This window comes from Phenylobacterium sp. P4_E10, from assembly GCF_056401675.1.
Window position 1 is genome coordinate 66355 of sequence record NZ_JBFUIW010000018.1, and the last position, 11891, is coordinate 78245.

Genomic DNA, 11891 nt, shown 5'->3' on the forward strand with positions numbered 1-11891 from the left:
AGACCCTATTAGACGTGAACGGGAGCCAAGCGTCCATGAAACTCGATTCCACCATCTCCGCGATCGTCACCGGCGGCGCCTCGGGCCTCGGCGAGGCCACGGTCCGCGCGCTGGCCGCCCAGGGCGTCAAGGTCGCCATCTTCGACATGAACGAAGCCAAGGGCGAGGCGGTCGCCAAGGACGTCGGCGGCGTCTTCTGCAAGGTCAACGTCACCTCCGAGGAAGACGTGGACGCCGGCTTCGCCAAGGCTCGCGCCGCCCACGGCCAGGAGCGCATCCTGGTTAACTGCGCCGGCACCGGCAACGCCATCAAGACCGCCAGCCGCGACAAGCAGACCGGCGAGACCAAGCACTTCCCGCTCGATAGCTTCAACACCATCATCCAGATCAACCTGGTCGGCACCTTCCGCTGCATCGCCAAGTCGGCGAAGGGCATGCTGGATCTGGAGCCGGTGGACGGCGAGCGCGGCGCCATCGTCAACACCGCCTCGGTGGCGGCGGAAGACGGCCAGATGGGCCAGGCGGCCTATTCGGCCTCCAAGGGCGGTGTGGTCGGTATGACCCTGCCGATCGCTCGCGACCTGGCCGGCGACGGCATCCGCGTCAACACCATCCTGCCGGGCATCTTCAACACCCCGCTGATGCAGTTCGCGCCGGAAGCGGTGAAGCAAGGGTTGGCGGCCTCGGTGCCGTTCCCCAAGCGCCTGGGCAATGCCGAGGAATATGCGCAGCTCGCGCTGACCATGATCACCAACGGCTACTTCAACGGCGAAGACGTCCGCCTGGACGGCGCCATCCGCATGGCGCCCCGCTAACGCGCAAGTGAAGGGGTCGTCGGCTCGGCGGCCCCTTTAAAGTTTCTGTGACGCTTTACCTCGGGGGCTTTTAGGGGTTCCGTATCCCCGCAATTCGTGGGGGGCTTGATAAGCGCCATGATGGGACGTTGGGCGCAGCGTTTCGCGACAGCGATTGAGCGCCCTGTCATCACTTCGTGCGCCGTGCTGGGCGCAGTCGCCGTGGCCGCGCTCCTGCGGGTCGCCGCCGGCGCGGTGATGAATCCCGCGCCCAACTACATGACCTTCTATCCCGCCGTCCTGTTCGCCACCCTGGTGGCGGGCGCGCGCGGCGGCCTGCTGGCGACGGTGATCAGCACCGCCCTGGTCACCGCCCTCTGGCAAACCAATTCGCCGCTGGCGTACGGGGTGTTCTTCTGCGTCACCGCCGCAGCCACGGTGATGATCGGCCGCGCCATCCGCATCGCCATGCAGCGAGGCGTCGCGGCCGAGGAGCGCTTCCGCATTTTCCAGGAACAGGCCCGGGACGGGTTCGTGATCCTGGAGCCCGTCCATCGCGACGGTGCTCTGGTCGACTTCGTCTGCGCCTATTCCAATCCAGCCGCCGACGGCATGGGGGTGAGCTCGCCCCGGGCGATGACCGGCCAGCGTCTGCGCTCGACCCCGGGCGGCGAGAGCGGCGAGCTGCTGTTCGAGCGGCTGTCGGCTGTCTACCGGTCACGCGGCAGCGACGACGTCGAGGTGCGCCGCATAATCGAAGGCCAGGAGCGCTTTATCCACTCCGGGGCCGTACACCTGGAGCAGGGACTTGCGGTCACCTTCCGGGACGTCACCCCGCAGCGTCAGCTCGAGAACGCCCTGCGGGCCGGCGAGGCCCGGGTGCGGGCTCTGGTCGACAGCCTGCCGCAGCTGATCTGGTCCTGTCGCGCCGATGGCTATTGCGACTTCCTCAGCCCCCAGTGGCAGGCGTTCACCGGCGTCGAGCCGGAGCACCACTATGGACTGGGCTGGCAGGCCGCGGTCCATCCTGAAGATCGGGACATGGTCGCCGAGGTCTGGCTGCAGGCGATGAACGGCGGCCTTCCCTACGATGTCGAATACCGGTTGCAGCGGGCCGACGGCGCCTGGCGCTGGGTCCACGCGCGCGCCGTGGCGGTACGCAACGAGGACGGCGCGCTCCACCGCTGGTTCGGCACCAGCAGCGACATCACCGAGGTCATTGAGGCGCGCAGCGACCTGGAGGCCCGCGTCACCGAACGCACCCGCGAACTGGAGCGCAGCCTGGCCCAGCGCGCCGAAGCCGAAGCCCAGCTCGCCCAGGCCCAGCGGCTGGAGACGGTCGGACGCCTGACCGGCGGCGTCGCGCATGACTTCAACAACCTGCTGACCGTGGTGATCGGCGGGCTCGACATGATCCTCAGCCATACCCATGACACCTCGCGCGTGAAGCGGCTGGCCGAGGCGGCGCTGGCGGCCGGTCGTCGCGGCGAACGCCTGACGCGCCAACTGCTCGCCTTCTCGCGCCGCCAGGAGTTGAAGCTGGAAGTCGTCGATGTCGGGGCGCTGATCGAGCAGATCGAGCCGCTGGTCCGTCGCGCGGTCGGCGAGGCGGTGAACCTGAAGATCCGCCTCGCGAGCCCGGCGGGCGCCAGTCGCCTGGACGCCGCCCAGTTCGAGGCGGCGCTGCTCAATCTGGTGGTCAACGCCGCCGACGCCACCCAACACTCCGGGGCCGGCATCGAGATCGCGGTGGAGCGGCGCAACCTCGCCGAGGGCGAGGCTCAAGGCGTCGCCGCCGGCGACTATGTGGTGGTTTCGGTCTCCGACAACGGCGGCGGCATGTCGCCCGAGATCCTGGCGCGCGCGTTCGAGCCGTTCTTCACCACCAAGGACGTCGGCAAGGGCACGGGTCTTGGCCTGGCCCAGGTCTATGGCTTCATCAAGCACCTGGGCGGCTTCGCCACCATCGACTCCTCGGTCGGGTTCGGCACGACGGTCAGCCTCTACCTGCCGGCGGCTGAGGCCAAGGCGGAGAGCGATCCCACGCCGCCGTATCCGGAGCAAGGCGACTGGGCGCGCGGCGCCCGGGTGCTACTGGTCGAGGACGACGCGGCGGTGCGCGCCGTCACCGAGGGCCTGTTGTCCGACTTCGGTTGCCGGGTCGAAGGCGCCCCAGACGGCCCCTCGGCTCTCCGACGCCTGCAGGCCGGCGAGCATTTCGACCTGCTGATCTCGGACATCATCATGCCCGGCGGTATGAGCGGGGTCGAACTGGCGGAGGCCGCCCAGGCGCGCGACGCCGGCCTGCCGATCATCCTCACCACGGGCTATGCCGGCGATCGGCTGACGGAGAACCCGGACGCCCTGGCCTGGCCGCTGTTGCGCAAGCCGTTCCGCGCCGAGCAACTCGGCCTGGCGGTTCGTGAAGCGCTGGAGCGTCAGCGCGAGATCGCCTGAGTCAGGCCTCCACGCCGTCCTTGCGCAGAGTTCGCGCTATCAGCGCGCCCGCGGGCGAGGGCCGGAGCAATTCCCGCTCCGGCCGGGTGAGATGCAGCCAGTCCAGCCCGGCCTCCGGCGCCAGGGTGACGACCTGGCGGTCGTGATAGTCGGCGATGTCGGGGCCAGGCGCCGTGGTCAGCATCGAGAAGCAGGCCTCCTTGACGATGCCCGCGATCCAGAACCACTCCTGCCGGGCCATCGTGAACAGGTGGCGGTCCTTCAGCTTCACGCCCGCCGCCTTGGGGGCGGTGTATTCGAAAAAGCCGTCGGCCAGGATCAGCACCCGGTCGCTGCGCGAGAAATCGCGGCCCTCCGAGCGGAAGTTGAACACCGGCGCGCCGTTGGGGCCGGGCCAGGCCCAGGTGGTCATCGAGCCTTCCAGCCCCTCGCCCACCGCCCGCACGACGAAAGCGCTGTCGCGGATACGGATCGAGGGTTGGGCGTCCAGCATGTTGGGGATCATGCCGCCTTGCCACTTGAACAGCGGCAGGCCGCGTCGGTCGAATTCCTCGATGGCGTCGCGCAGCAGTTTGTGGCGCTGGAATTCGTTGCACATGGCGCCGAGGTTAGCGCGCCCGCGCCAAACGAAAAGGGCGGCCGCGTCGCCGCGACCGCCCTTCCGTAAATCGTGGACCTAAAGAAGCTTAGGCTTCTTCGGTTTCGCCCGAGGTCTTGGCCGACAGGTCTTCGCCAGTTTCCTGGTCGACGATCTTCATCGACAGACGGGTCTTGCCGCGGTCGTCGAAGCCCAGGAGCTTCACCTTCACGGCTTGGCCTTCCTGCAGCACGTCCGACACCTTGGCCACGCGGTCGCTGGAGATCTGCGAAACGTGGACCAGGCCGTCCTTGGCGCCGAAGAAGTTCACGAAGGCGCCGAAGTCGACGATCTTCACGACCTTGCCGGTGTAGATGGCGCCGATTTCCGGCTCCGAAGCGATCGACTTGATCCACTCCTTGGCTGCATCGATCTTCGACTGCTCGCTGGCCGAGACCTTGATCGTGCCGTCGTCTTCGATGTCGACTTTGGCGCCGGTCTTCTCGACGATCTCACGGATGACCTTGCCGCCCGAACCGATGACTTCACGGATCTTGTCGACCGCGATCTTCATGGTTTCGATCTTCGGGGCGAACTCGCCCAGCTCGGCGCGCGGCGCTTCCATGGCCTTGGCCATTTCGCCGAGGATGTGCTTGCGGCCATCCTTCGCCTGGGCCAGCGCCTGCTTCATGATCGCTTCGGTGATGCCGGCGATCTTGATGTCCATCTGCAGCGAGGTGATGCCGTCCTCGGTGCCGGCGACCTTGAAGTCCATGTCGCCCAGGTGATCTTCGTCACCCAGGATGTCCGACAGGACCGCGAAGCCGTCCGATTCCAGGATCAGGCCCATGGCGATGCCGGAGACCGGCTTCTTCAGGGGCACGCCGGCGTCCATCAGGGCCAGCGACGAACCGCAGACCGAGGCCATCGAGGACGAGCCGTTCGACTCGAAGATCTCGGAGACCAGGCGGATGGTGTAGGGGAACTCTTCCGTCTTCGGCAGCATCGGACGGATCGCCCGCCAGGCCAGCTTGCCGTGGCCGACTTCGCGGCGGCCCGGCGCGCCCATGCGGCCCGTCTCCCCGACCGAGAACGGCGGGAAGTTATAGTGCAGCATGAACTTCTCGTAGTACTTGCCTTCCAGCGCGTCGATCAGCTGCTCGTCGTCGCCGGTGCCCAGGGTGGCGACCACCAGAGCCTGAGTTTCACCGCGGGTGAACAGGGCCGAACCGTGGGCGCGCGGCAGTACGCCGACTTCCGAGACGATCTGACGGACCTTGTCGACGGTGCGGCCGTCGATGCGGATGCCGGTGTCCAGGATGTTGCGACGGACGACGTCGGCTTCCAGTTCCTTGAACACGCCGCCCAGCTTGGCGGCGTCGATGCCGGCCGGGTTCTCTTCCGACTTGGCGAACTTCTCGGTCGCCTTGGCCTTCGCGGCCGAGACGGCGTCGTGACGCTGGCCCTTGGCGACGATCTTGTAGGCGGCGGCCAGGTCCTTGCCGATCAGCTTCTTCACTTCGGCCTTGATGGCGTCGGTGTCGTCCGGCGTGAACTCGAAGGGCTCCTTGGCGGAGTGCTCGGCCAGTTCGATGATCGCGTCGATCACCGGCTGGATGCCGTTGTGGGCGAACATGACGCCCTTCAGGACCTCATCTTCGCTGAGCTCCTGGATTTCGGATTCCACCATCATCACCGCGTCGTTGGTCGAGGCGACGACGAGGTCCATCGAGGACTCCTTCATCTCGTCCAACGTCGGGTTCAGGACGTATTCGCCGTTGATCAGGCCGACGCGCGCGGCGCCGATCGGGCCCATGAACGGGGCGCCGGAGATCACCAGGGCGGCGGAAGCCGCAACCAGGGCGACGATGTCCGGATCGTTTTCAAGGTCGTGGGCCAGCACGGTGGTGACGACCTGGACTTCGTTCTTGAAGCCCTTGACGAACAGCGGGCGGATCGGACGGTCGATCAGGCGCGAGGTCAGGGTTTCCTTCTGGCTCGGCGCACCTTCGCGACGGGGGAAGGAGCCGGGGATCTTGCCCGCGGCGTAGAATTTTTCCTGGTAGTTGACGGTCAGGGGGAAGAAGTCCTGACCCGGTTTGGCGCTCTTGGCGAAGACGGCGGTGGCCAGCACCATGGTCTCGCCGTAGGTGGCCAGGACCGCGCCGTCAGCTTGACGAGCCATGCGGCCGGTTTCGAGGGTCAGCGTCTTGCCGCCCCACTCGATGGTTTTGCGTTTGATATCGAACATTTTGCTTCTTTCTCATCCCGCGGGCGTATTCCCAACGGGGGCGGACAGGGCGTCGGGGTTCCGAAATCCTCTCCAGTCGAACAGGCGATGAGGATTGCTATGGAACCCTCGGCGTGTAGCAGGCGCCCGACTTGGACCGCCTGGATCGCCGCTTGATCTCCCCCGGCCTGTCGCGGAGGAAGCGGCGCTGTAGATAGAGCCTGATACGCAAAGCCCCCGGTTTCCCGGGGGCTGACCTCTCGGTCCTTAACGGCGCAGGCCCAGCTTTTCGATCAGCGCCTGATATCGGCCCTCGTCGGACTTCTTCAGGTGATCCAGCAACGAACGACGCGCGGAGACCAGCTTCAGCAGGCCGCGGCGGGAGTGGTTGTCTTTCTTGTGGGTCTTGAAGTGCTCGGTGAGGTTGGAGATCCGCTCAGAGTAGATCGCCACCTGCACTTCAGCGCTTCCGGTGTCACCGGTCGAACGGCCGTGGGTCTTGATGAGCTCAGCTTTGCGCTCGAGAGTAATCGACATCGGCTAGTCTCCGCTCTTGTTCAGATGAAAGACCCGCGAGGGCTCGAGCTTGCCCGCGCGCATCTCGCAGAGCGCCACGATCGAACCCCCCTCCATGGCTGAAACGGTTCGGGTCCCGGGGTTTAGCCGGGCCTTCAGCGCTTCGAGCTGTCGGGGAACGAGAACGATCGGCCGTCCCTGCTTCAACTTGAAGGCGTCTTCGGCGGTCACGGCCAGCTCCGGGATGTCGTCCAGGGCGGTCTCGACCGGAAGCAATGCCTCCAAGCAGCGGGCCTTATGGCCCAAATCCTCTAACAATTCCAGCGTTATCGCGGAGGCCTCATCGAAGGGTCCGACGCGAGTGCGCCGCAGGGCGCTGACGTGGGCGCAGGCTCCGAGGCGCTCGGCGATGTCGCGCACGATGGCCCGGACATAGGTGCCCTTGCCGCAAGCCACCTCGATCTCGATGTGGTCGGCGTCCGGCGCTTCGATCACCCGGGCCTCATAGATCGAGACCTGGCGCGCCTTGAGCTCCACCGTCTCGCCGGCGCGGGCCAGGTCGTAGGCCCGCTCGCCGTCGACCTTGATCGCCGAGAAGGCCGGCGGGACCTGGAGGATGTCGCCGACAAACTCGGGCAGCACAGCCTCGACCTGGGCGATGGTCGGCCGCACGTCGGAGGTCGCGGTCGTGGCGCCCTCTCGGTCGAAGCTGGCCGTGGTGCGGCCCCACTCGATGGTGAACCGGTAGGCCTTGTCCGCATCCATCAGGAAGGAGACGGTCTTGGTCGCCTCGCCCAGGGCGATCGGCAGGATGCCGGTGGCCAGCGGGTCGAGGGTCCCGGCGTGGCCGGCTTTCTGGGCGTTGAAGATCCGCCGCACCCGGCCAACCGCCTGGGTCGACCCGAGGTCATAGGGCTTGTCGAGATTGACCCAGCCGGAGATCGCCTCGCCCTTCTTGCGGCGGGCCATCAGTCCTCGTCCTTCCAGGAGTCGGACGGGGGCTGCGGGGCCAGGTCCTGGGCGACCTTAGGGTCGTCGAACAGGCGGCCGATGCGCGCGGCCTCGTTGAAGCTCTCGTCGTGCAGGAACTTCAGGTCCGGCGTGAATTTCATGTCGATCATCCGACCCAGCCGGCCGCGCATGAACTTGGCGTGGCGGTTCAGCGCCTTGACGACGTCGTCGGCGTGCTCGCCGCCCAGCGGCTCGATGAAGCAGACCGCGTGGCGCAGGTCCGGGCTCATGCGCACTTCGGTGACCGTGACCGAGACCCCGGCCATGGCCTCGTCGTTGAACTCCTCCTCGCGAAGGATCTCGACCAGGGCGTGGCGCGTGAGTTCCCCGGCGCGCAGCTGGCGCTGGGTCGGGCCCGCAGGGCCGGTCTTGCCCTTGGACGTCGTACGTTTCATTGGACTAGCCTCATAGGACCTGGCCCGCGGATCGGACGCGGCGGCTCAGGAAGAAGAAGGGCGGGCTTCTAGAGCGTGATGGCGCAAAGTGAAAGCCGTTTCGGCGGTCATCGCCCTCCAATCACCTGAAACTGAGTGCGGCTCAGCTAGGCGGCCCCGGTCCGCTCGCGGAAGAAGGCCAGAACGCGCTGCTCGGCGTCCCTCGTCGGCCCGTCCTTGGCCAGATTGATGGTCAGCACCGAATGCGGGTGCTTCAGGCCGCCCGGCTGCGCGTGCTTCGGGTCGATCTCGATGGCCTCGAACTTGTCGCCGAACTCGCGCTTGTAGGTGTCGAACCGCGCGTCGGGCACGAAGGGGTCGCCGTGGAAGCGCAGGCCGATCATGGACAGGCCCTCCTCGTCGAAGCGCCGGCGCGCGCAGGCGACCTCGGCTGGCGAGACGCCGATCGCCGCGGCGCGCTCCGGCTTGCTGGCGCCTAGCGGCAGCGACGGTTGCGACAGCACCGGAGCCACGACCGAAGGCTCGGTCATCATCGCCAGGGCGAAGCCGCCGGTGAAGCACATCCCCACCGCACCGACCCCTTTGCCGCCGCACTCGGCGTGCGCCTTGCGCGACAAGGCCTTCAGCCACTCGACGATCGGGCTCGACTTGTCGGTGGCCCAGACGTTGAACTCGCGCCGGATGCAGATGCCGCCGAGCATGGTCAGCGCGCTGAGCGGATGGCTCGCCGGGCGTCCCGGCTCGCCGAACAAGTGTGGGCAATAGACGGTCATGCCCTGGGCCGCGACGCTGTCGGCGAAGCGGATCACGTGCGGGTGCAGGCCCGGCATCTCGTGAATGACAACGACCGCGGGCCCGGAGCCGCGCTTGTAGACGTCGCGCGTCCAGCGCCCGTCGTGGAACTGGAACTTCTCGTACTCGGCCAGAGCCGCTTCGTAGCCCATCGCTCCCTCCCAGAACGGCGTTGGGCGAAGCTTAAGCCGATCAGGACTTCTTGCGCAGCATCGAAAGATCGCCCTCGAAGCCGGACAGCCGCCAGGTTCCCGCCTCGTTGGTGAACGTCAGCAGGCAGGGACCGTCTTTCTTGCGCGTGGCGCAGACTTGGCCCTCGCCCACGCTCTTCAGACTGCCGCTGATCGCCAGCGCCCCGGGCAGCGGGGCGCCGCGATCATAGCCGTAGTATTCGGCCACCGAGCGGAACACTTTCGGCTGGAGCAGCGCTTCGCCGGCAATGTCCGCGAGGGCCGGGGCAAACAGCGCGCCCAGCGCCGCCAGGCCATCGCCAGCTCCACTCTTACGCGCCTCGCTCATCATTCGCTGCTCGATCTGGCGCTTGAGGGCGTCGCGATCGATGTGAGCCTCGAAGGCCGCCTTGTCGTCGTCGCGGATCGAGACCAGCAAGGCGTGGACGTCGCCGGCCGCGTCAATGCGTTGGGCGGTGGCGCAGGACGACAGGGCAAGCGCTGCCAGCGCCAGGAAAACAAATCTCATCGGCGACCCGTGGGGCTGCTGAGTGAATCGAAGCATGTCGTATCCCAAGCTATTTGCTCGCGTGATCGGTTGCACGCGATGCCGTTCCGAAGCCGCGGCTCGCGCCAGCGCCAAAGGTAACGCCCGGACCCCTTCGCCGACGATCGCCCGGCCAAAGTCGCGCTGCGGTCCAGCGCCCGTAGTCGAACATCAGAGCTGGGCCAAAGAATGACACCCTTGGCTTCGCGCCGATGGGCGATTGGCCGCAAAGAAAAAGCCCCCGGTTTCCCGGGGGCCTGATCCTTGATGAGCGGCGCGAGCCTTAAAGGCTGCGCGCGACTTCCTCGAGATTAAAGCACTCGATGACGTCGCCTTCCTTGATGTCCTGGAAGCCCTCGAAGAACATGCCGCATTCGACGCCCGAACCGACCTCGGCCACTTCGTCCTTGAAGCGCTTGAGGGTGCGGAGCGTGCCGAGTTCGAGCACCACGATGTCTTCGCGGACGATCCGCACCCGAGCGCCGCGGCGAACCACGCCCTCGGTGACCCGGCAACCGGCGACCCGGCCGACCTTGGTGATGTCGAACACCTGCAGGACGCGCGCGTTGCCCAGGAAGGTTTCGCGTTGCTCCGGCGCCAGCATGCCCGAGAGCACGCCTTTGATGTCGTCGATCAGGTCGTAGATGATCGCGTAGTAGCGGATCTCGACGCCTTCGCGTTCGGCCAGGCTCTGGGCCTGCTTCGAGGCGCGGACGTTGAAGCCGATGATCGGCGCGCCCGAGCCCTTGGCCAGCATGACGTCGCTTTCGCTGATCGCGCCGGCGCCCGACAGGATGATCCGCGCACGGACCTCGTCGGTGGCGAGCTTGTCCAACGAACCCACGATCGCTTCGGCCGAACCTTGGACGTCGGCCTTGATGATGACCGGCAGCTCCGAGATCTTCTTGTCCTGAAGCTTGGCCATGAAGTCGGCCATGGTGACGCCGGCGGCGACCGGCGAACCGGCCTTCTCGCGCTTCACCCGGGTGCGGTACTCGGTCAGTTCACGCGCGCGAGCTTCGTTCTCGACCACGGCGAAGGCCTCGCCGGGGCTCGGAGTGCCATCGAGGCCGAGGATCTCGACCGGCACCGAGGGGCCGGCGGAGTCGAGTTGCTCGTCACGCTCGTTGAGCAGGGCGCGGACGCGGCCGAAGTTGGCCCCGGCCACAACGATGTCGCCGCGCTTCAGGGTGCCGCGCTTGACCAGCACGGTCGAAACCGCGCCGCGGCCGCGATCGAGCTTGGCCTCGATGACCGTGCCGTCCGCGGTGCGGTCCGGATTGGCCTTCAGGTCCATCATCTCGGCCTGGACCAGGATGGCTTCGATCAGGTTGTCGAGGCCTTCCTTCTTCAGCGCCGAGACCTCGATCACCTGGGTGTCGCCACCGAGGCTCTCGACCACGATCTCATGCTGCAGCAGCTCGTTGATGACCCGCTGCGGATTAGCGCCGGGCTTATCCATCTTGTTGATCGCCACGATGATTGGCGCGTTGGCCGCCTTCGCGTGCTGGATCGCTTCGATGGTCTGCGGCATGACGCCGTCGTCGGCGGCCACGACCAGGATGACGATGTCCGTCACGTCGGCGCCGCGGGCGCGCATCGCCGAGAAGGCGGCGTGGCCGGGGGTGTCGAGGAAGGTCACCGCCTGGCCGTTGGCCAGACGCACCTGATAGGCGCCGATGTGCTGGGTGATGCCGCCATGTTCGCCGCCGGCGACGTCGGCCGAACGCAAGGCGTCCAGCAGCGACGTCTTGCCGTGGTCGACGTGGCCCATGACCGCCACGACCGGCGGCCGCGAGATCAGGGCGCCGTCGAGGTCCTCTTCACCGATGAAGCCCTCTTCGACGTCGGCTTCCGAGACGCGGCGAACGGTATGGCCAAATTCGGTGGCCACCAGCTCGGCGGTGTCGTTGTCGATGACGTCGTTGATCTTCAGCATCACGCCCTGACGCATCAGGAACTTGATGATCTCGACGCCGCGGGTCGCCATCCGGTTGGCCAGTTCGGCCACCGTGATGACATCCGGAATGACGACTTCGCGCGCGGCGCGGGCCTGCTCTTGAGCTCCACCCTTGCGCTTTTCGCGCTCGCGCTCACGGGCCCGGCGAACGGAGGCCAGCGAACGCATCCGTTCGACGGCGCCCTCATCGTCACCGGCGACGGCTTGGATGGTCAGGCGGCCTTCACGACGCTGGGCGGCGCCCTTCACACGGCTGATCGCCTTGTTCGGGGCGTTGGCGGCCGCCTTGCGGCGGGTATCCTCGTCGTCGTCAGGACGACGGCCGGCCTCGCCGGGACGCGGAGCCTGGCGGGCGGCGCGTTGGATTTCGGGGGTGGCTGGCGGAGCGTTGGGCGCAGCGCCACGCGGCGGGCGCGGGCCGCCCGGACGATCGCCGGGACGG

General features: G+C 67.1%; 10 protein-coding genes. 2 read left to right on the forward strand and 8 right to left on the reverse strand.

From position 1 onward, the window contains the following. The first annotated feature begins 35 nt into the window (after positions 1-35). Positions 36-815: an SDR family NAD(P)-dependent oxidoreductase gene (locus AC1DQJ_RS18180; RefSeq protein ID WP_477605873.1), complete on the forward strand. Its 780-nt coding sequence runs from the start codon at positions 36-38 to the stop codon at positions 813-815. Between the two features lie 201 nt (positions 816-1016). Continuing rightward, the gene (locus AC1DQJ_RS18185; protein ID WP_477605875.1) at positions 1017-3251 is read left to right on the forward strand and encodes a PAS domain-containing protein; all 2235 of its coding nucleotides are present in this window, start codon (positions 1017-1019) and stop codon (positions 3249-3251) included. A 1-nt stretch (position 3252) separates the two neighbouring features. Here AC1DQJ_RS18185 and AC1DQJ_RS18190 read toward each other — a convergent pair whose 3' ends face one another. From AC1DQJ_RS18190 to infB, 8 genes are all read right to left on the reverse strand, one after another. After that, positions 3253-3849, reverse strand: a complete 597-nt coding sequence (locus AC1DQJ_RS18190; RefSeq protein WP_477605877.1) for an SOS response-associated peptidase family protein — start codon at positions 3847-3849, stop codon at positions 3253-3255. Between the two features lie 88 nt (positions 3850-3937). Continuing rightward, on the reverse strand, positions 3938-6079 hold the full coding sequence (gene pnp, locus AC1DQJ_RS18195) for a polyribonucleotide nucleotidyltransferase (RefSeq protein ID WP_477605879.1): 2142 nt from the start codon (positions 6077-6079) through the stop codon (positions 3938-3940). Positions 6080-6325: 246 nt separating this feature from the next. After that, entirely contained in the window at positions 6326-6595 is a 270-nt protein-coding gene (gene rpsO / locus AC1DQJ_RS18200; RefSeq protein ID WP_477605881.1) for a 30S ribosomal protein S15, read from the reverse strand. A 3-nt stretch (positions 6596-6598) separates the two neighbouring features. Further along, positions 6599-7543: a tRNA pseudouridine(55) synthase TruB gene (gene truB / locus AC1DQJ_RS18205; RefSeq protein ID WP_477605883.1), complete on the reverse strand. Its 945-nt coding sequence runs from the start codon at positions 7541-7543 to the stop codon at positions 6599-6601. Continuing rightward, complete coding sequence (gene rbfA, locus AC1DQJ_RS18210; RefSeq protein WP_477605885.1) at positions 7543-7980, reverse strand: 30S ribosome-binding factor RbfA; 438 nt, start codon at positions 7978-7980, stop codon at positions 7543-7545. Before rbfA ends, truB begins: the two co-directional genes overlap by 1 nt. Before the next feature lie 146 nt (positions 7981-8126). Continuing rightward, complete coding sequence (locus AC1DQJ_RS18215; RefSeq protein ID WP_477605887.1) at positions 8127-8924, reverse strand: dienelactone hydrolase family protein; 798 nt, start codon at positions 8922-8924, stop codon at positions 8127-8129. A gap of 40 nt (positions 8925-8964) precedes the next feature. Beyond that, positions 8965-9471, reverse strand: coding sequence for a DUF2939 domain-containing protein (locus AC1DQJ_RS18220; protein ID WP_477605889.1), 507 nt, complete (start codon positions 9469-9471; stop codon positions 8965-8967). Between the two features lie 301 nt (positions 9472-9772). Then, the coding region (gene infB, locus AC1DQJ_RS18225; RefSeq protein WP_477605891.1) for a translation initiation factor IF-2 at positions 9773-11891 on the reverse strand (2119 nt) is incomplete at its 5' end.